This window comes from Nonomuraea sp. NPDC050691 (assembly GCF_040654455.1).
Classification (GTDB): domain Bacteria; phylum Actinomycetota; class Actinomycetes; order Streptosporangiales; family Streptosporangiaceae; genus Nonomuraea.
Genome location: NZ_JBFAIA010000027.1, coordinates 43,482 through 61,636, shown reverse-complemented (window position 1 = coordinate 61,636; position 18,155 = coordinate 43,482). Strand labels below are relative to the sequence as shown.

The window sequence follows — 18,155 nt, the reverse complement described above, 5'->3', positions numbered from 1 at the left end:
GTCCGCACCGGCCCTGCGCGACCGCCGGACGGGGCACGGCGGCGTCGGCCAGGCGGGCAGGGGGCCGCTCCGGAGCCGCGGGTCCGCGTGAGATGATCGGCCACCATGGCGACGCAGGACGACCACGGTACGCGGGACGGCGGCGGCACGAAGGCGAGCCCCGGGCCGGATGACGACGGCGCGCTGATCGGGCTGCGCGCGCCCGGCGCGGGACTGAGCGAGGTCCCCGCCACGGCCGCGGACCTCGCCCGGGTGCGCGTGCTCGACCTCGCGTGGAACGAGCTGTCCGAGCTGCCCGGCTGGATCGGCGGCCTGACGGACCTGCGCGAGCTCAGGCTCGACGGCAACCGCCTGACCTGGCTGCCCGACCTGACCGGCCTGGCCGCGCTGCGCGCGCTGCACCTCGACGGCAACCGCCTGACCGGCGTCCCCGCCTGCCCGCCCGGCCTGGAAACCCTCTTCCTGTACGGCAACGCCGTCGAGGTCCTTCCTGAGCGGTTCGGCGGGCGGCTGCGGCACCTGTCGGCGGGCGGCAACCGGCTGACCGCCCTCCCGGCGGGACTGTGGGACGAGACCGGGCTGGAGTCGCTCAACGTGGCCGAGAACGGGCTCACCGAGGTCCCGTCCGCGATCGGCCGGTTGACCCGGCTGCGCATGCTGGACCTGGGCCACAACCGCCTCACCTCGCTCCCGTCCGAGCTGGGCGACCTCCCCCTGACCGACTACCTCTACCTGAGCGACAACCAGCTCACCGAGGCGCCCGCCTGGCTCGGCCGGCTGGACCGGCTCGCCTACCTGGGCCTCACCGACAACCGGGTGACCCGCCTGCCCGAGGAGATCGGCGGGATGGCGTCGCTGGTGGAGCTGCGGCTGTACGGCAACCGGCTGGAGGAGCTGCCCCGCGCCATCGGGCGGCTGGGACGGTTGCGCGAGCTGCACCTGCGCGGCAACCGGCTGACCGCGCTGCCCCCGGAAATCGGCGGCCTCACCGAACTGCGCCATCTCGACCTGCGCGACAACCTCCTCGCCGAGCTGCCGCCGGAGCTCGGGCGGCTCGACCGGCTCACCACGCTCGACCTGCGCAACAACCGCCTGAGGTCCCTGCCGGAGAACCTCGCCGCGCTGCCCGCGCTGGAGAAGCTCGACCTGCGCTGGAACAAGCTCGACCCGGCGCCGGACGGCGAGCCCGAGCCGCTGCGCCGGCTGCGGGAACGCGGCTGCGTCATCCTGAGGTGAGCCCCCGGGCCGGGGTTCGTGCTCGCCGCCGCCGGGGGACTCGGGCTGGACTCGGGTGAGATTTCATCGCGGAACGGGCTGAACCGCCCCCGCACAGGGTGCGTATCTCGGCACATGACGACACTTCCACGTCTGGCCGCCTCCGCGCTGCTGGTCGGACTCGTCGCCGCCTGCTCGCCCGGCGGGGCCGGGGACGGCGGCGGCCGGCTCGCCGCCGGAGCCCAGCAGGGCGGCGCCAAGGCCGCCGCGCCCGCGAAGATCTACACGGTGGAGCAGCTCGCGGCCAAGGTCGGCTGCAAGCCCAAGATGCAGGTCGACGCCTCCGACATCCGCACCGCCTACTGCAAGACCAAGGTCGGCGAGTTCTTCGTCAACACCTTCAGCACCGAGGAGGGCAAGAACGAGTGGATGGACCGGGCGCCTGAGTACAACCCGCATCTGGTCGGGCCCCGGTGGACCGTGCTGTCCAGCCTCAAGGTGCTGCGCGCGCTGCAGAAGCCGCTCAACGGCGACCTGCACCTCAACGACCATCGCACCAAATCGCCGACGCCGTCGCCGCCGGCGGAGGACGACGGCGGCGACAGCGGCTACTGACGGCCACGGACGGCGGCGTGTTCCTGTTCCGGACGCGGGCACACTCCTGCGGCACGCCGTCGCGGGGCCCTCGCCGCGAGGTCAGCGCGGCAGGGCGACCCGCTTGCGGAACACCCAGTACGTCCACGCCTGGTAGGCGAGCACGAAGGGCAGCGTGATGAGCCCGATCCAGGTCAGCACGGTCAGGGTGTAGGGGGCGGAGGCGGCCTCGGTCAGCGTGAGGCCGGGCAGCGGCGCCTCCTTGAGGCGGACGAACACCGCCACCGAGGTCAGCGCGATGGCCGCCGCCGTGGCGGTGAAGGCCCAGCCCTCGCGCCGCCGCCAGATCAGCGCGACCGCCGCCGCCAGAACCGCCATGGCCGCCAGCGCCGGCACCGTGGCCGCGCCGGACACCGAGGCCAGCGTGGACAGGGCCACCACGGCCAGCGGCAGCACCACCGCTCCCGTCGCCAGCGCCGCCACCCGTGCCCGCCGGCGTACCCGGCCCTCGGTGCGCAGCGCGAGGAAGACCGCGCCGTGCAGCAGGCTCAGCGCCAGCGTGAACGTCCCTCCCAGCAGCGCCGGAAGCACGCCGTCGAGCAGCAGGTCGGCGAAGACCGCGCCCCACAGGAACGCGGGCAGCGCGCTGCCGGCCACGATGCCGAGGTCGCACCACGCCGGGTTGGCGACCTTGCCGCGCCACTCCAGCCCGACGCCGCGCACGATGAGCCCGGCCAGCACGAGCACGACCGGAAGGTAGAAGGAGCTGAGCAGGCCGGCGTACCAGGCGGGGAAGGCGGCGAACATCGCCCCCACCGCCGTGATCAGCCACACCTCGTTGCCGTCCCACACGGGGCCGATGGTCTGCAGGCTCTGCCGCTGTTCGTCGTCGTCGCCGCCGACGAACGGCGCCAGCATGCCGACCCCGAAGTCGAAGCCCTCCAGCACGAAGTAGCCGGTCCACAGGAAGGCGATGACCAGGAACCACAGGTCGATCACGGTCTTCTCCTCAGTACATCAGGGACGGTTCGAGCCGCTCGGCCGGGACCTCGACGGGCACGGCCTCCTCGGGGCCCTTGCGGACGTGCCGCACGAGCAGGACGGCCTCGGCCACGGCGAGCCCGCCGTACAGGAGGGTGAACAGCGTCAGGGACAGGGCCACCTCGGTGAGGCTGACGCCGGGTGAGACGCTGGCGGCGGTCAGCAGCTCGCCCGCGACCGTCCACGGCTGGCGTCCGACCTCGCTCAGCAGCCAGCCCGCGATCACGGCGAGCAGCGGCAGCGGCAGCGCCAGCACGAACAGCCGCGCCAGGAAGCGGGGCATCGGGCGCCGGCGCCGGGTGAGCCACAGACCCAGCACCGACAGCCCCACGGTGCTCAGGCCGAAGTACAGCATCACCCGGTAGGACCAGAACACCACGGTCTGGTCGGGGCGGTAGTCGCCGGGGCCGAACTGTTGCTCCAGCCTGCGCTGGATGTCCTCGGTGCCCTGGACGGTCGCGTCGAAGTCGCCGGTGGACAGGAAACTGAGCACCTTGGGGATCTCGATCCCGGGCACGAGGGTGAAGCCGGCGCCCGCGGTGTCGTGCTCCAGGCCCTCGGCGGAGGCGAGCTTCATCGGCTGCTGCTCGTAGGCGAGCTTGCCGGACATGTCGCCGCTGCCCGCCACGACGAGCCCGGCGACCGCGGTCATGACGAGCGCGGCCCGGGCGGCGCCGCGCCACATGCCGTCGCGGGTGCGCAGGAGCCACCAGCAGCTCACCGCCAGCACGAAGCCGCCCGCCACGATGAACGCCGCCCCGATCACGTGGGGCACCTGGGCGAGCGCGGTGGAGTTGGTGAGCACGGCCCACAGGTCGGTCATGCGGGCCCGGCCGTCGACCACCTCGTAGCCGACGGGGTGCTTCATCCAGGCGTTGGCCGCGAGGATGAAGTACGCCGACAGGTTGGAGCCGATCGCGGCGGCCCAGATGCACGCCAGGTGCACCCGCTTGGGCAGTCGGTCCCAGCCGAAGATCCACAACCCCAGGAACGTGGACTCCATGAAGAACGCCAGCAGCGCCTCCATGGCCAGCGGCGCGCCGAACACGTCGCCGACGAAGACGGAGTACTCGCTCCAGTTCATGCCGAACTGGAACTCCTGCACGATGCCGGTCACCACACCCATGGCGAAGTTGATCAGGAAGAGCTTCCCGAAGAACTTGGTCAGCCGGAGGTAGTGCTCCTTGCCCGTGCGGTGCCACGCGGTCTGCAACCCCGCCACGAACACGCCCAGGCCGATCGTCAGCGGCACGAACAGAAAGTGGTAGACGGTGGTCACCCCGAACTGCCACCGCGCTAGGTCTAGTGCGTCCATCTTCCCCTCGCCGGTCCCGGCGCTCTACAGGCTGTAGTGCATCTACTTCCAGTAGTACTACAAGCCGTAGAGCAACGTGCTGCGATCTTCGTCACAGCACGCTCTCTACTCGGTGTCCACGAGGATGTCGCAGCAGGCGGAGGCTCGGCGTCCGCCCCTGGGTTGATTCCCGGCTAAGCCCCGCGACGGACCCCGGAGCGCGACGCGTACGGCGTCTGGCAGGTGTTGCCCTTATCCCGGAAGGGGTCCGTGCTTAGGGTGGCTGTGTGAAGGTCGCAGGTAGCGCCGTGATCGGCGTCGAGAGAGATCGGGTGTGGGCCGCGCTGCGGGACCCGGCGGTGCTGGTGCGCACCATCCCGGGCTGCGAGCGGCTGGAGGAGAGCGGGCCCGACACGTACCGGATGACGGTGCACGCGGGCGTGGCCTCCGTCAGGGGCCTCTACCAGGGCGAGGTGGCGCTCGCCGACCCGCTCGCGCCGGAGAGCTTCGTGCTGCGGGCACGCGGGCAGGGCGCACCGGGGACGGTCGACGCCACGGTGCAGGTACGGCTGAGCGAGGTGGACGGGGGGACGCGGGTCGACTACGACGCCGACGCGGTCGTGGGCGGCATGATCGGCGGAGTCGGACAGCGCATGCTGGGCTCGGTGGCGCGCCGCACGGCCGGCGAGTTCTTCTCCGCGGTGGACCGGCTCCTGCGCGGCCCCGTCGAGCCGTCCACGGCGGAGCCCTCCGCCGTGGGGTCGCCCGCCGCCGAGCCGGCGGGGACGGCCATGGGGACGCCTGGCGCGGGCGTGGCGGAGACCGCCGGTGCTGGAGGGGGCGGTCTCGCGGTGGCCGCGCCGGTGACGGCGGTTCGCGAGCGACCGGCCGTCTACGAGAGGCCGGCGGGGGAGCGCGCCGCCGGGGCGCGCACGGAGACGCGGCCGTGGGTGATGCTGGCGTCGTTCGGCACGGGAGCCGGGGTGGCGCTGACGGGCGTCGCGGTGGGCTGGCTCCTCGCCCGCTCGGGCCGCCGCCACCACTGAACGGCCGGCGACCACGGGAGGGCGGACGCGGGAAGCGGCGTGGGGCAGGGCCTGCGCGGATGCGGGGTTCCGGCTCTCGCGGAAAAGGATCTACGGGCGTAGCGTGGCGGTATGCGGCAGGCACATGCTGAAGACGCGAGGACCGAGGCCAGGAGAGTCGTACGCAACCTGTTGGGCGAGGATCGCCCCACGGCCGAGGCGCTGGTCGGCGACGCCCGCGCCGAGCTCGGTGACGAGCGCATCGGCCGCTGTCTCGACCTCGCGCTGGGCGCCAGCCTGACGAGGAGGTCGGCCGAGCTGGCCGCCATCGCCGCGCTGGTGGTCGGCACCCGTGACCTGGGCGCGGAGTGGTGGGGACGGCCGCGCGGCGGCAAGCTGCCGGCGCCGGACGAGGTGCTCGTCACGGCCGTGGCGATCGAGCCGTGGACCGACCTGACCGCCCTGGAGATGCTGGCCGCGTGGATGGCGGACGACGCCGCCGACGCGCTCTGGGGTTCCCCCGTGGCCGAGGTGGACCTGAACTCGTGGCAGGCGGAGGACCGGTTCGTCCTCCCCGACGGGGTGCGGCCGGGAGACCGGCTGGTCGTGCACTTCGACGCCGGCGGCCGGCTGGACGCGGTGGTCATGCGCCGCCCCGACGACGAGCTGGGCTCGAACCTCGACTTCCAGTCGCTGCGCTACTCCCGTCCCGCCGAGGCTCAGTGGAGCTGGGGCGTGGCCGCCGGGCTGGGGCCGCACCGGCTGCCCGGCGAGGACCCCGACCCGTACGCCCGGGAGGTCGACGCGGACGCGGCCGGGATCCTGCGCGACTGGGCCGTGCGGCACGGCGCCACGCTGGAGCAGGCGGGCGAACCGTGGCGGACGGTCGGCGACGTGGTGGCGGCCATCGAGCGGGCCGACTGGATGTGGCGCAGCGGCGAGTGGTTCGGCTGGTGGCGCGGGGCGTCGGCGCTGGTGGACGACTCGGCGTACCTGCCGTTCCGGCTGGAGGAACTGGCCTCCGGCTGAGCGGCTCCGGAATGCCCGCAGTCACGGCGCGGTTGGCGATGTGCATGAAAGTGGAAATATTTTCGGACGTCGCCTGCCCGTGGTGCTACATCGGCCACACCCGCTTCGCCCGCGCGGCCGAGCGGTTCCGTGCCCGCGGCGGCACCCTGGACGTCACGATGCGGCCGTTCCAGCTCGCCCCCGACGCCCCCGCCGAGGGCGAGCCGCTGCTCGACGCGCTGGCGCGGAAGTTCGGTCCGGACGCGGCCCAGATGACCGGCCGGGTCACGGAGGTGGCCGCCGGCGACGGCCTGGAGCTGCGCTTCGACCACGCGGTCAGCGCCAACACCTTCGAGGCGCACCGGCTGGTCGAGCTGGCCACCCGCCAGGGCCGCGGCGAGGAGATGGCCGAGCGGCTGTTCCGCGCCCACTTCACCGACGGGCTGAACGTCGCCGATCCGGACGTCCTCGCCAAGCTGGCCGCCGAGGCCGGGGTGCAGGACACCGGCGAGGGCGCCGGCGAGGTGCGGGAGCAGCTCGCCCGGGCGGCGGGGCTCGGGATCAGCGGGGTGCCCCTCTTCCTGTTCGAGGGCAAGTTCGCCGTGTCGGGCGCCCAGCCGGAGGAGACGTTCGACGCCGCCATCGACGAGGTGGCCGAGCGCGTCGGGCAGACCCCCGTCACGCTGCTCGCCGCCCCCGCCGACGGCTGCGACGACGGCTCCTGCGCCGTCTGACACACCAAAACACACCAAGAACTAGGCGGTGCCCTCGCCCAGCAGGCCGGAGCGGTGGTGGCGGCGGCAGAGCACCTGGTAGCGGACCGGCGAGCGGTCCGTGTCGCCGATCACCACCTGCTCGCCCGTCCGCACCACCTCGCCGCCCACGATCCGCCCGTTGAGCAGGCCCGGCCGCCCGCACCAGCACAGCACCTCGACCTGGAGCCGGCACACCTCGTCGGCCAGCTCGAACAGCCGCTGCGCCGCCGGGAACATCACCGACCGGAAGTCCGAGGCCAGCCCGAAGGCGTACACGTCCACCCCGTGGTCGTCCACCAGGTCGGCGAGCTGCTCGATCTGCGGGACCGTGTAGAAGCACGCCTCGTCGCAGATGAGATAGTCGATGCTGTCGTGGCCGGTGACCAGCGCGACGAGGTCCAGGGAGTCCTCGACCTCGATCGCCTCCAGGCCGAGCCCTATCCTGCTGGTGACCTGGGGACCGCCGGACCGGTCGTGCTTGGTGAGCACCAGGCCGCGCCTGCCCTGGCGGCTGTGGTTGTAGTTCATCTGCAGGGCCAGCGTGGACTTGCCGCAGTCCATGGGGCCGAAGAAGAACTTGAGCACCGCGTCGCGGGCACCAGGAGGGACGGGGGACAAGGCAGACAGGTCGGTCACGGGGTGCCACCTTAGCGGGCTTGGCGTGTTCCCTGACCTCATGGGAGATTTCTCCCCTGAACCTCAGGAGGAAGCGTGGTCACAGACAGGGGCCGGCCGGCGCGGGGGCGACATGCGTAACGTGCGCATCGGCGTCGACACCGGCGGGACCTTCACCGACGTCGTGGCGGTGGACGAGGGCACCGGTGAGATCGTCACCACGAAGACGCCCTCCACCCCCGCCAACCCGGCCGACGGCTTCGTCACGGGCGTGCGCAAGCTGGGCGAGCTGGACGTGGCCTCGGTGGTCCACGGCACCACGGTGGCCACCAACCAGCTCCTGGAGGAACGCGTCGAGGGCCTCGGGTTCGTCACGACCGAGGGCTTCGAGTTCGTCCTGGAGATCGGCCGGCAGAGCGTCCCCGACGGCTACGGCAACTCCTACTTCTGGGTCAAGCCGCCGCGGATCGTCCCGGTGCACATGGTGCGGACCGTCGGCGGGCGGCTCGACCACACGGGCGCCGAGGTGCGTCCGTTCGCCGAGGACCAGGCCGTCGAGGTGGCCCGCTGGTTCCGGGCCCGCGGCGTCACCGCGATCGGCGTGTGCTTCCTGCACTCCTACGCCAACCCGGAGCACGAGCGGCGCATGCGCGACGTGCTGGCCCGCGAGCATCCCGACGCGGTCGTGTCGATCTCCAGCGACGTGCTGCGCGAGTACCGCGAGTACGAGCGGTCGGTCACCACGCTGGTGGACGCCGCGGTCAAGCCGGTGATGCGCCGCTACATCGCCGACCTGTCGCACCGCCTCGGCATGCCGTTCTCGGTGATGAAGTCGAACGGCGGCGTGCTGTCGGCCCGCGAGGTCGTCAACCAGCCGATCACCACCGTGCTGTCGGGGCCGGCCGCGGGCGCGCTCGGCGCGGCGATGCTGGCCGCCAACGCCGGCCACCCGTCGGTGATCACGCTGGACGGCGGCGGCACCTCCACGGACGTCGCCGTGGTGATCGACGGGGAGCCGTCCGTCACCACCGAGGGCTCCGTCGGTCGCTACCCGGTCAAGATCCCGATGATCGACATCGTGACCGTCGGCGCGGGTGGCGGCTCGATCGCATGGATCTCGCCCGAGGGCACGCTGAAGGTCGGCCCCAGGTCGGCCGGCGCCGATCCCGGGCCGCTCTGCTACGGCCGGGGTGGCACGGAGGTGACGGTCACCGACGCGCACGTCTTCCTCGGCCGCATCCCGCCGCACCTGCTCGGCGGCGAGATCCCGCTCGACGTGGGCGCCGCGCGCAGCGGCGTCGAGGCCCTGGCCGGCAAGCTCGGGCTCGGTCCCGAGCGCACCGCGACGGGCATCCTGGAGATCAGCGCCTTCAACCAGAGCAACGCGATCCGGCAGATCACGGTCAAGCGCGGGCTCGACGTGCGCGACTTCCCGCTCGTGACGTTCGGCGGGTCGGGTCCGCTGCTGGCGTGCCGGCTCATCGACATCCTCGGCCTGCCCGCCGTGATCGTGCCGCCCGAGCCGGGCAACGTCTCCGCGTTCGGGCTGCTCACGGTGGACGTCAAGAACGACTACGTGCGCACGCACGTCACCCGCGACCTGTCGCTCCAGGTCGCGGCGCGGATCTTCGGGGAGCTGGAGGGGGAGGCGGCGGAGGCCCTGGAACGCGAGGGGTTCGACGAGCCGATCCACGCCCGCAGCGCCGACCTGCGCTACTACGGCCAGGCGTACGAGGTGCGCGTCCCGGCCCCGCCCGGACCGATCGACGAGGCGTGGCGCGCGCAGGTCGTCGAGCGTTTCCACGACGCCCACGAGCGCCTGTACGGCTACGCCTACCGCGACGGCCCGCGCCAGGGCGTCGAGTGGGTCAACCTGCGCGTCTCCGGCATCGGGCCGATCGCCCGGCCCCCGATCCGGCGCCGGCCGTACCCGGAGACCGAGGCCGAGCCGGCGACCCGGAAGGTGCGCTTCGAGGAGGAACACGACACGCCGATCCTCCAGCGGGCCGCGCTCGACGCCGGGGCCGTGCTCGAGGGCCCGGCGGTGATCGAGGAGTACGGCTCGACCATCCCCGTGCATCCGGGGTTCACCGCGACGGTGGACGCATACGGCAATGTGGAGGTGCGGCGTGGCTGACCCGATCCTCGTCGAGATCGTCGAGGGCACGCTCGCGTCGGTGGAGAAGGAGGTCGAGACCGCGATCGCCCGCACCGCCCGCTCGCCGATGATCCGCGACGCCCACGACTTCCGCGCGGGCATCCACGACGTGCGGCTGCGCAAGCTGACCGGGCGCTCCTACAGCGCGCTCGTCCAGCCGATCGTGCGTGACTTCCCGGTCGAGACGATGCGGCCGGGCGACGTCTACTTCCACAACGACGTCTACCTGTCCGAGGGCGGCATCGGGCATCTGCCCGACCTGTGCGTGACCGTCCCGGTCTTCCACGAGGACGAGGTCGTGGCGTTCGTGCAGGCGTTCGGCCACCACGACGACATCGGCGGCGCGGTGCCCGGCTCGATGCCCTCCCACGCGCGCAGCGTGTACGAGGAGGGCCTGATGGTCCCGCCGATCAAGCTGCGCGACCAGGGCGTGCCGAACGAGGCCGCGCTGCGCATCATGATCCGCAACTCGCGCATGCCCGACTCGCTGGCGGGCGACCTCGACGCCGAGTGCTCGGCCTGCCTCATGGGCGCGCGCCGCCTGGGCGAGCTGTTCGACCGGTACGGCCGCGCCGCCGTCGAGGAGTGCTTCGACGCGATCATCGACAAGACCACCGAGACGTTCCGCAGGGAGCTGCTGTCGAAGCTGCCCGAGGGCGTCTACGTGTGGGAGGACTACGCCGAGCACGACGGCGTGGACGAGCCCCGCCTGCACAGCCAGCGGATCACGCTGACGGTGGACCACGCGGCGGAATCCCCGCTGACGATCGACTTCACCGGCACCTCGCCGCAGGCCAAGGGGCCGATCAACCACGCGGGTGACTACGCCGACGGCGTCTTCCTCAAGAAGTGGCTCGCCCCGGTGCTGCGCAACCTCGCCGACACGCCGGAGCGGATGGCCGAGCTGGACGTCAACGAGGGCGTCGTCCCCCTCATCACGATGGTCTTCCCGGAGAAGGGCACCCTGCTGACGCCGGTGTTCCCGGCTCCGACCAACGCCCGCACGTTCGTCATCCTGCGCCTGCTGGGCGTGCTGGCAGGGGTGCTGGCCAAGGCCACCGGCGGGCGCATGCCGGCCGACCAGGAGACGATCCGCTACACCGGCGTCCACGGCGCCGACGCCGACGGCGTGCCGTACCTCATGCGCGAGGTGCTGGGCGGCGGCTCCGGCGGGCGGTGGTACGCCGACGGGGAGGACACCATCCACGTGGTGCCCGATTCGCGCAACATCCCGGTCGAGTTCGCCGAGGCGCGCTGGCCGTTCCGGGTCGAGCGGCTGGCGCTGGCCTGTGACTCGGGCGGCCCGGGCCTGTTCCGGGGCGGGCTCGGCTACGACAAGCACATCCGGATGCTGCGCGACGCCTCGTACATGTCGATCGCCGACCGGTCGATCCTGTCGTGCTGGGGTGTCAACGGCGGGCTGGCCGGGCGGCCGTTCCGGGTGGAGATCGCCGGCAAGGAGATGGACGGGCTGGTGGACGACCATCCGGTGCAGGCGGGCGAGGTGATCCGCATCCGCACGACGGGGGGCGGCGGCTGGGGCTCGCCGTACGATCGCGACCCGCGGGCGGTGGCGGCGGACGTGCGCGACGGCAAGGTGTCGATCGCCGGCGCGCTCGGCGACTACGGCGTGGTGCTGGACGGCGACCGCATCGACGAGGAGGGCACGGCGCGGTTGCGCGCCAACCTGCGGCCTCCGGCGGGCCGCTTCTTCGACCGCGGGCCCGGCTACGCGCGGCTGTCCGGCGGCCGCACACACGCGGAGGTGGACGACCTGTGACCGACCGACCGATGACCGGCCGACCGATGAACGACGGGCACACGATCCGGCAGATCACCACCAAGGTGGTCTACTCCAACCCCTGGATGGTGGTCCGCGAGGACGAGGTGGAGCGGCCCGACGGCTCGCGCGGCCTGTACGCCTACATCGACAAGCCGGACTTCGTGCTGGTCATGCCGTGGGAGAACGGCGGCTTCCACCTCGTCGAGGAGTACCGCTACCCGGTGCGCCGGCGGACGTGGAGCTTCCCGCAGGGCTCGGCCGACGCGAGCACGCTGGAGGACGAGGCGCGGCTGGAGCTCGCGGAGGAGACGGGGCTGCGCGCCGCGCACTGGCGGTGGCTCGGCGCGCTGGACAACGCCCACGGGGTGGCCACCCAGCAGATGCACGTCTACCTGGCGACCGGCCTCGAACCGGGGCCTCCGCGCCGCGAGCACACCGAGCAGGACATGCGGCAGCGGTGGGTGAGCCGGGCGGACTTCGAGGCGATGGTCCGCGCGGGGGAGGTCACCGACTCGGGGTCGGTGGCGGCGTACACGCTGCTGCTCATGAGCGGCAGTCTCCCCGACTCCTGATCTACTTTGTAAAGGCGTCCGCTCGGGTGCTGCTCAGGTGCGGTGGACGAGGTCCGCGCGCTCGCGGGTGCCGTCCTCGGCGAACCACTTCTCCTCGGCCTCGAACCAGATGTGCCAGCGTGGCTCCAGCTCGGGCCCGTCGCGGTCGAGCACCCGCCGCAGCCGTACGTCCGGCGGCGCCTCGACCCAGACGGTGAACGCGATGAGCGGGGCGGCGGAGCGGCGCGCGGTGCCGACGCCCTCGATCACGAGCACGGGCGCGACGGGCACGGTGACGGTCTCGGCGTAGGCGCCGCGCGTCCAGTCGTAGCGGCGGTAGGCGCCGGGCCGCCCGGCGGCGAGCGGGCGCAGCACGCTCTCCTCCAGGGCGGCGAACCAGGGGCCCGGCCCCTCCTCCCACGGCACGGGGAAGTCGTCGCTGTGGACGACCTGGCAGCCGAGCGCGGCGGCGAGCTCTCCGGCGTAGGTGGTCTTGCCCGACCCGGCGGGGCCGTCGACGGCGACCAGCCGGACCGGCCCGCACGACGGGTCGAGCGCCCGGATGCGGCGGGCCAGGGATTGCACCCACCCAGGGTAGGTGACGTGGAGGGAATGGGGGGAGAATGTCGATTCACCCCCGGAACGTGTGCTGGAGGATGACGTGCTCGGACCTCTCGACGACATCGTGGTCCTGGATCTGTCCAGGGCTCTGGCGGGTCCGCACGCGGCGCAGATGCTGGGCGACCTGGGCGCCAAGGTGATCAAGGTCGAGCATCCGGAGGGCGGGGACGAGTCGCGGCACTGGGGGCCGCCCTTCGTCGGCCCTGATCACGATATTTCGACCTATTTCCTGGCGGCGAACCGGAACAAGGAGTCCATCACCGTCGACCTGAAGTCGGCGGAGGGCAAGGAGCTCGTCGAGCGGCTCGTCCGGCAGAGCGACGTCCTGGTGGAGAACTTCCGCACCGGCGTGCTGGACCGGCTCGGCTTCCCGGTGGAGCGCCTGCACGAGCTGAACCCGCGCCTGGTCGTCCTGTCGATCACCGGCTTCGGCCACGACGGGCCGGAGGGCGGCCGGCCGGGCTACGACCAGATCGCCCAGGGCGAGGCGGGCCTGATGTCGCTGACGGGCCCCTCGCCGGACGAGCCGTACCGGGTGGGCGCGTCGATCGCCGACCTGCTCGCCGGCATCCACGGCGCGTACGGCGTGGCGGCGGCTCTGTACGAGCGGCAGCGGACCGGCAAGGGCCGGGTGGTGCGCACGTCGCTGCTGGCGGCGGTGACCGGGGTGCACTCCTATCACGGCACGGCATGGACGGTCGGCGGCACGGTGCCGGCGGCGGGCGGCAACCACCACGCCAGCATCACCCCGTACGGCTCGTTCCGCTGCGCGGACGGCATGCTGCAGATCGCGGCGGCGAACGAGGGCCAGTGGCGCAAGGTGGCCGCGCTGCTGGGCATCGACCCGGAGCAGCCGCGCTACGCCTCCAACCGGGAGCGGCGGGCGCACCGCGACGAGCTGGTCGAGGACATGGAGCGGGCGCTGGCCGCCCACGACCGGGGGCACTGGCTGGCGCTGCTGGCCGAGGCGGGGGTGCCGGCGGGGGCGATCAGGTCGCTGGACGAGGTCTACACCTGGGACCAGACCCGCTCGCAGGGCCTGGTGGTGGAGGTGGAGCATCCGGTGCTGGGCCGGATCGAGCTGCCGGGCCCGCCGCTGCGCTTCGAGTGGCCGGCCTCCGGGGAGCCGGGACCGGAGGTTTCCGGGGGGCCGGAGGCCGGGGATCGGGAGAAGGCGCGGCACACGGCGCCGCCGGTGCTGGGCCAGGACGGCGAGGCGGTGCTCGCCTGGCTCGAAGATCGCGAGAGATGACGGCCGCGCCGAGGCACCGGCCGGCGCGTTCGTGCGTCAACATTGCAGCAGTCCTTGACACGAAGGAGCCATGGTGAGCCGTCCGGACGCGCGCACGCTGATCGACACGGTCCTGGACGAGGGGTCGTGGACGTCGTGGGACGTGGCGCCCGTCGACCCGGCCGCCCCGGGGTCGTCCTACGCCGAGGAGCTGGCCGCCGCGCGGGCCAAGTCGGGCTACGACGAGTCGGTGATCACCGGTGAGGGGCTGCTGGGCGGGCGGCGGGTCGCGGTGGTGGCGAGCGAGTTCTCGTTCATGGCGGGCTCGATCGGGGTGGCGGCGGCCGAGCGGGTCACCGCGGCGGTGGAGCGGGCGGCGCGGGAACGGCTGCCGCTGCTGGCGGCGCCGGCTTCGGGCGGCACCCGGATGCAGGAGGGCGCGGTCGCGTTCGTTCAGATGGTGAAGATCACGGCGGCGGTGCAGGCGCACCGGGCGGCGGGGCTGCCGCATGTGGTGTATCTGCGGCATCCGACGACGGGCGGGGTGTTCGCCTCGTGGGGGTCGCTGGGGCATGTCACGGCGGCCGAGCCGGGGGCGTTGATCGGGTTCCTGGGGCCGAGGGTGTTCGAGGCGCTGCACGGCTATCCGTTCCCGGAGGGGGTGCAGCTCGCGGAGAACCTGTTCCGGCACGGTCTGGTGGACGCGGTGGTGCCGGCGGAGGACGCGCGGGAGCTGGCGGTGCGGGCGTTGTCGGTGCTGTGCGCCGACACGACGGGGCTGCGGCCGGGGGAGCCGCCGGAGGAGGACCTGCGTCCGGTGGAGGCGTGGGAGGCGATCAGCAGGTCGCGCCGGGACGACCGGCCGGGTGTGCGGTCGCTGCTGAAGCTGGCCGCGCGGGACGTGACGCCGTTGAACGGCACGGGCGCGGGGGAGAACGATCCGGGACTGCTGCTGGCGCTGGCCAGGTTCGGCGGGGCGCCGGCGGTGGTGCTGGGGCAGGACCGGCGCAGCCAGCGTTCCAGCGCGCCGCTCGGCCCGGCGGGGCTGCGGATCGCGCGGCGCGGCATGCGGCTGGCGGCGGAGCTGGGGCTGCCGCTGGTGACGGTGATCGACACGGCGGGGGCGGCGCTGTCGAAGGCGGCCGAGGAGGGCGGCCTGGCGGGGGAGATCGCCCGGTGCCTGGCGGACATGGTGTCGCTGGACGCGCCGACGGTGTGCCTGCTGCTGGGGGAGGGGGCGGGGGGCGCGGCGCTGGCGCTGCTGCCGGCCGACCGGGTGCTGTGCGCGCAGCACGCGTGGCTGTCGCCGCTGCCGCCGGAGGGCGCCTCGGCGATCCTCTACCGGTCGGTGGACTTCGCCCCCGAGATCGCGCAGGCGCAGGGGGTGCGGGCGACGGATCTGCGCCGCGCGGGGATCGTGGACCGGGTGATCCCGGAGCGGCCGGACGCGGCGTACGAGCACCGGGCGTTCTGCGAGCGGGTGGGGCGGGCGCTGGAGCACGAGATCGCGGGGCTGCTGGGGCAGCCGACGGGGGACCGGCTGGCGACCCGATTGGCCCGCTATCGCAACCTGGGCCTCTGAGGCGGCCCCGGTCGGGTGACCGGGGGCGCGGGGCGAGAGAGGGGGCGGGACGGTCAGGGCCGGGGCGCGGGGAGGCGCGGGCGGTCACGGGGGGCTGGACGCTTGGGACTTCAGGGCACGGGGACGCGCTCCACGCGGATGGAGAAGACCTCCTCGCGGGGCACCACGACCTCGTAGGCGCCGTGGTCGACCATCCAGTAGCCGAGGGCCTCGGCCTTCATGCCGCTGTGGCCGAGGTAGGCGATGTGCAGGCCGTCGTCGTCCTCGTCGAGCACGACGCAGGGCTCGCCGCCGAACGCGCCGACGGTGCGGATGAGGACGAGCCACTCCAGCTCCTCGCGGCGCACCTCGCGCCGCCAGTAGCCGGAGGCCGCCTCGAAGCCGTCGAGTTCCTCCTCGCTGAACAGGACGACCTGGTCGCTGTCGGGGCCGAGGGCGGCGGGCAGGGTGTGCTCGCCGAAGCGGGCGATGAACCCGGAGGCCACGGGGGTGAGTTCGTCGTTCATGCGGCGGGCCGCCAGGTGAGGCCGTCGTAGGCGGCGAACGGGTGTTCGCCGTCGTCGGTGAGGTGCACGATCTCGGCTCCGGCGGGGATCGGCATGGGGATGGTGTGGAACTGCGGCACCACGTGGTGGGTCGAGGTGGTGAACCCGTTGCCGGCGAACGGCGGCACGTCGCTCCAGTCGCCGCCCATGTGCGGGCCGTACGGGACGACGTAGGTGTCGACGTCGCGTGCGTGCCAGCGCATCACGTACAGCTCGGGCACGTCGGCGGTGAGCTCGGACCCGTCGAAGGACAGGTCGAGCCCGAGGTAGAGGTCGCGGGGGGTGGTCAGCCGCGCGCAGTCCTGCACGCGGTAGACGTACCCGGAGATCACCGTGCGCTTGCCCGAAAGATAGGGGACGAGCAGACGCGGTGGGACCACCTTCTGCATGTGCGTTCTGCTCACCGTTTCATTTTACGATCTGTTGACCCCCAGAACGCGATGTTCGAGGCAGGGGAGTGTGGCGCGTGCCGCGGCGGTGGTCTCGGGGTCGATCGTGACGAGCTGGACGCCGGGGGCGGTGCCGAGGTCGGCGCGGGCGACGCCGAGGGGGTCGACGAGCATGCTGCGGCCGACGCCGAACCCGTCGGTGGACTCGGCCGGGTTGGGCGCCTGGCCGACGGCGACGGTCCACGTGGTGTTCTCCAGGGCGCGGGCGCGGACCAGGGTGACCCAGTGGTCCTCCTTGAGCGGGCCCGAGCCCCAGGCGGCGATGACGGCGAACAGGTCGGCGCCGCGGTCGGCCAGTGCTCTGGTCAGTTCGGGGAAGCGCAGGTCGTAGCAGGTGACGAGGCCGACGCGCAGCCCGGCGAGCTCGGTGACCACCGGCTCGGAGCCGGGGGCGACGAGCTCGGACTCTCGGGCGCCGAAGGAGTCGAACAGGTGGATCTTGCGGTAGGTGGCCGTGAGACGGCCGTCGGCGTCGAGCGCGACGGCGGTGTTGTGGACGCGCCCGTCGGCGCCGCCGGGCTCGAACACCCCGGCGATCACGGCGGTGCGGTGCTCGCGGGCCGCCTCGGCCAGGCCGGTGACGAACGGCCCGTCGAGCGGTTCGGCCAGCTCGGTGATGCGCCTGCCGTAGCGGGTGAGCGTGGCCTCCGGGAAGACGGCCAGGTCGGCGCCCTCGGCGCGGGCCAGCGCCTCGCACACCCGCTTGAGGTTGGCTCCCGGGTCAGGGGAGACGGGGATCTGGCACAGCGCGATGGTGGTCACGGCCCGACTCTAGCCGGTTGGGCACCAGGCGGAACCAGGTCAGGCACCGCCAGGCCCACTCCAGCGGGCCGTACCGGTATCGGGTGAGCCACCAGCGGCTGAACAGCGCCTGCGCGGTGACGGTGAGGGCGGCGACGGCGACGACCGACCAGCGGGTGGGGTCGGCGTGGACGAGGGGTGAGGTGAGGACGACGACGGCGGTGCCGGTGAGGTAGTTGGTGAGCGCCGTCCGGCCGAGCGGCTCCAGCACGCCCGACAGGCGCCCGCCCGGGCGGGTGCGCAGGATCAGCAGGACTCCGGTGCTGAGGGCGGCGGCGCCGGTGAGCGCGGCGACGGTGTAGACGGTCCAGATGCGGGGGTCCCGGGGGCCGGTGGCCCAGCCGTCGCTGGTCGTCCAGGCCAGGACGAGCAGCGCGGAGGCGAGGGCGCTGACCGCGAAGCCGGGCAGGAGCCGCCGCGCGGGCGGCCGGAGCTGCATGAGGGCCATGCCGAGCAGGAACATGCCGGGGATGAGCAGGATGCCGCCGCCCGCCCAGACGCCCCAGACGGTCACCCCCGCCGCGAGCAGCAGGACGGGAGGCCCGGCGGACAGGAACGAGGCGGGCAGCAGTAACGCCAGGCCGTAGAAGGCGTAGTCGGTCAGCACCTCGCCCTCGTAGAAGGCGTGCTGGGCGAGGCCGAAGCAGAACAGCCAGAACAGGCGGGGCAGTAGTCGCCACCGGCCGGCCCGCCGGAGGAACAGCACGAAGCTCATGCCGAACAGCAGCGAGAAGATCGGGTAGAAGCGGCTCTGGAACAACGCCTCGATCGTGAGGTCGATGCCGGTGCGGGGTTGGTGGGGGCCGTGCTGCCAGGTGTTGACGAGCATGATCCCGGCCACCGCGAAGCCGCGGAGGGCGTCGAGGGCGCGGATGCGGGGGGTCACG

The 18,155-nt window shown here is 73.1% G+C and carries 18 protein-coding genes; 10 read left to right on the top strand and 8 right to left on the bottom strand.

Annotated elements, in window-relative coordinates:
- Positions 1-105 precede the first annotated feature (105 nt).
- Together AB0H81_RS14380 and AB0H81_RS14375 are read left to right on the top strand one after the other, a co-directional pair.
- Positions 106-1,236: a leucine-rich repeat domain-containing protein gene (locus tag AB0H81_RS14380; protein WP_358373955.1), complete on the top strand. Its 1,131-nt coding sequence runs from the start codon at positions 106-108 to the stop codon at positions 1,234-1,236.
- A 114-nt stretch (positions 1,237-1,350) separates the two neighbouring features.
- Complete coding sequence (locus tag AB0H81_RS14375; RefSeq protein WP_358373952.1) at positions 1,351-1,830, top strand: hypothetical protein; 480 nt, start codon at positions 1,351-1,353, stop codon at positions 1,828-1,830.
- Between the two features lie 81 nt (positions 1,831-1,911).
- Here the strand turns inward: AB0H81_RS14375 and cydB are convergent, their stop codons facing one another.
- Together cydB and AB0H81_RS14365 are read right to left on the bottom strand one after the other, a co-directional pair.
- The gene (cydB, locus tag AB0H81_RS14370; RefSeq protein ID WP_358373949.1) at positions 1,912-2,808 is read right to left on the bottom strand and encodes a cytochrome d ubiquinol oxidase subunit II; all 897 of its coding nucleotides are present in this window, start codon (positions 2,806-2,808) and stop codon (positions 1,912-1,914) included.
- A 10-nt stretch (positions 2,809-2,818) separates the two neighbouring features.
- On the bottom strand, positions 2,819-4,165 hold the full coding sequence (locus tag AB0H81_RS14365; protein WP_358373946.1) for a cytochrome ubiquinol oxidase subunit I: 1,347 nt from the start codon (positions 4,163-4,165) through the stop codon (positions 2,819-2,821).
- A gap of 266 nt (positions 4,166-4,431) precedes the next feature.
- On the opposite strand from AB0H81_RS14365, the gene AB0H81_RS14360 reads away from it, so the two are divergent.
- The 3 genes from AB0H81_RS14360 to AB0H81_RS14350 all read left to right on the top strand — a co-directional run bounded on the left by AB0H81_RS14360 (position 4,432) and on the right by AB0H81_RS14350 (position 6,911).
- Positions 4,432-5,190, top strand: a complete 759-nt coding sequence (locus tag AB0H81_RS14360) for a carbon monoxide dehydrogenase subunit G (protein ID WP_358373943.1) — start codon at positions 4,432-4,434, stop codon at positions 5,188-5,190.
- A gap of 111 nt (positions 5,191-5,301) precedes the next feature.
- The gene (locus tag AB0H81_RS14355) at positions 5,302-6,198 is read left to right on the top strand and encodes a hypothetical protein (RefSeq protein WP_358373940.1); all 897 of its coding nucleotides are present in this window, start codon (positions 5,302-5,304) and stop codon (positions 6,196-6,198) included.
- Between the two features lie 44 nt (positions 6,199-6,242).
- Positions 6,243-6,911, top strand: coding sequence for a DsbA family oxidoreductase (locus AB0H81_RS14350; protein WP_358373962.1), 669 nt, complete (start codon positions 6,243-6,245; stop codon positions 6,909-6,911).
- Positions 6,912-6,932: 21 nt separating this feature from the next.
- On the opposite strand, the gene AB0H81_RS14345 is transcribed toward AB0H81_RS14350, so the two are convergent.
- Positions 6,933-7,568, bottom strand: coding sequence for a thymidine kinase (locus AB0H81_RS14345; protein ID WP_358373937.1), 636 nt, complete (start codon positions 7,566-7,568; stop codon positions 6,933-6,935).
- A gap of 112 nt (positions 7,569-7,680) precedes the next feature.
- Between AB0H81_RS14345 and AB0H81_RS14340 the strand changes: the two genes are divergently transcribed.
- From AB0H81_RS14340 to AB0H81_RS14330, 3 genes are read left to right on the top strand one after another with little or no spacing between them, the layout of a single operon-like run.
- Positions 7,681-9,684, top strand: a complete 2,004-nt coding sequence (locus tag AB0H81_RS14340; RefSeq protein WP_358373936.1) for a hydantoinase/oxoprolinase family protein — start codon at positions 7,681-7,683, stop codon at positions 9,682-9,684.
- Complete coding sequence (locus AB0H81_RS14335) at positions 9,677-11,485, top strand: hydantoinase B/oxoprolinase family protein (RefSeq protein WP_358373933.1); 1,809 nt, start codon at positions 9,677-9,679, stop codon at positions 11,483-11,485. The genes AB0H81_RS14340 and AB0H81_RS14335 overlap by 8 nt, the downstream gene beginning before the upstream one ends.
- Positions 11,482-12,060, top strand: coding sequence for an NUDIX hydrolase (locus tag AB0H81_RS14330; protein ID WP_358373932.1), 579 nt, complete (start codon positions 11,482-11,484; stop codon positions 12,058-12,060). The genes AB0H81_RS14335 and AB0H81_RS14330 overlap by 4 nt, the downstream gene beginning before the upstream one ends.
- Before the next feature lie 33 nt (positions 12,061-12,093).
- Here the strand turns inward: AB0H81_RS14330 and AB0H81_RS14325 are convergent, their stop codons facing one another.
- Positions 12,094-12,624, bottom strand: coding sequence for a hypothetical protein (locus tag AB0H81_RS14325; RefSeq protein ID WP_358373929.1), 531 nt, complete (start codon positions 12,622-12,624; stop codon positions 12,094-12,096).
- Positions 12,625-12,700: 76 nt separating this feature from the next.
- Between AB0H81_RS14325 and AB0H81_RS14320 the strand changes: the two genes are divergently transcribed.
- Together AB0H81_RS14320 and AB0H81_RS14315 are read left to right on the top strand one after the other, a co-directional pair.
- Positions 12,701-13,912: a CoA transferase gene (locus tag AB0H81_RS14320; protein ID WP_358373927.1), complete on the top strand. Its 1,212-nt coding sequence runs from the start codon at positions 12,701-12,703 to the stop codon at positions 13,910-13,912.
- A gap of 70 nt (positions 13,913-13,982) precedes the next feature.
- Positions 13,983-15,473, top strand: a complete 1,491-nt coding sequence (locus AB0H81_RS14315) for a carboxyl transferase domain-containing protein (RefSeq protein ID WP_358373924.1) — start codon at positions 13,983-13,985, stop codon at positions 15,471-15,473.
- Between the two features lie 110 nt (positions 15,474-15,583).
- Here AB0H81_RS14315 and AB0H81_RS14310 read toward each other — a convergent pair whose 3' ends face one another.
- Genes AB0H81_RS14310 through AB0H81_RS14295 form a run of 4 tightly spaced genes read right to left on the bottom strand, consistent with a single transcriptional unit; the run spans position 15,584 to position 18,154 of the window.
- Positions 15,584-15,979, bottom strand: coding sequence for a hypothetical protein (locus tag AB0H81_RS14310; protein ID WP_358373921.1), 396 nt, complete (start codon positions 15,977-15,979; stop codon positions 15,584-15,586).
- Positions 15,976-16,422 carry a hypothetical protein gene (locus AB0H81_RS14305; RefSeq protein WP_358373918.1) on the bottom strand — a complete coding sequence of 149 codons (447 nt, stop codon included), beginning with the start codon at positions 16,420-16,422 and terminating at the stop codon, positions 15,976-15,978. Before AB0H81_RS14305 ends, AB0H81_RS14310 begins: the two co-directional genes overlap by 4 nt.
- A gap of 9 nt (positions 16,423-16,431) precedes the next feature.
- The gene (locus AB0H81_RS14300) at positions 16,432-17,229 is read right to left on the bottom strand and encodes a carbon-nitrogen hydrolase family protein (RefSeq protein WP_358373915.1); all 798 of its coding nucleotides are present in this window, start codon (positions 17,227-17,229) and stop codon (positions 16,432-16,434) included.
- Positions 17,189-18,154 carry a DUF418 domain-containing protein gene (locus tag AB0H81_RS14295; RefSeq protein ID WP_358373912.1) on the bottom strand — a complete coding sequence of 322 codons (966 nt, stop codon included), beginning with the start codon at positions 18,152-18,154 and terminating at the stop codon, positions 17,189-17,191. The genes AB0H81_RS14300 and AB0H81_RS14295 overlap by 41 nt, the downstream gene beginning before the upstream one ends.
- Position 18,155: the final 1 nt, after the last annotated feature.

Excerpts from the sequence above, each read along its gene's own strand:
- AB0H81_RS14380 (WP_358373955.1), top strand. The coding sequence starts at position 106 with ATGGCGACGCAGGACGACCACGGTACGCGGGACGGCGGCGGCACGAAG.
- AB0H81_RS14375 (WP_358373952.1), top strand. The coding sequence starts at position 1,351 with ATGACGACACTTCCACGTCTGGCCGCCTCCGCGCTGCTGGTCGGACTC.
- AB0H81_RS14365 (WP_358373946.1), bottom strand. The coding sequence starts at position 4,165 with ATGGACGCACTAGACCTAGCGCGGTGGCAGTTCGGGGTGACCACCGTC.
- AB0H81_RS14355 (WP_358373940.1), top strand. The coding sequence starts at position 5,302 with ATGCGGCAGGCACATGCTGAAGACGCGAGGACCGAGGCCAGGAGAGTC.
- AB0H81_RS14350 (WP_358373962.1), top strand. The coding sequence starts at position 6,243 with ATGAAAGTGGAAATATTTTCGGACGTCGCCTGCCCGTGGTGCTACATC.
- AB0H81_RS14340 (WP_358373936.1), top strand. The coding sequence starts at position 7,681 with ATGCGTAACGTGCGCATCGGCGTCGACACCGGCGGGACCTTCACCGAC.
- AB0H81_RS14315 (WP_358373924.1), top strand. The coding sequence starts at position 13,983 with ATGGTGAGCCGTCCGGACGCGCGCACGCTGATCGACACGGTCCTGGAC.
- AB0H81_RS14310 (WP_358373921.1), bottom strand. The coding sequence starts at position 15,979 with ATGAACGACGAACTCACCCCCGTGGCCTCCGGGTTCATCGCCCGCTTC.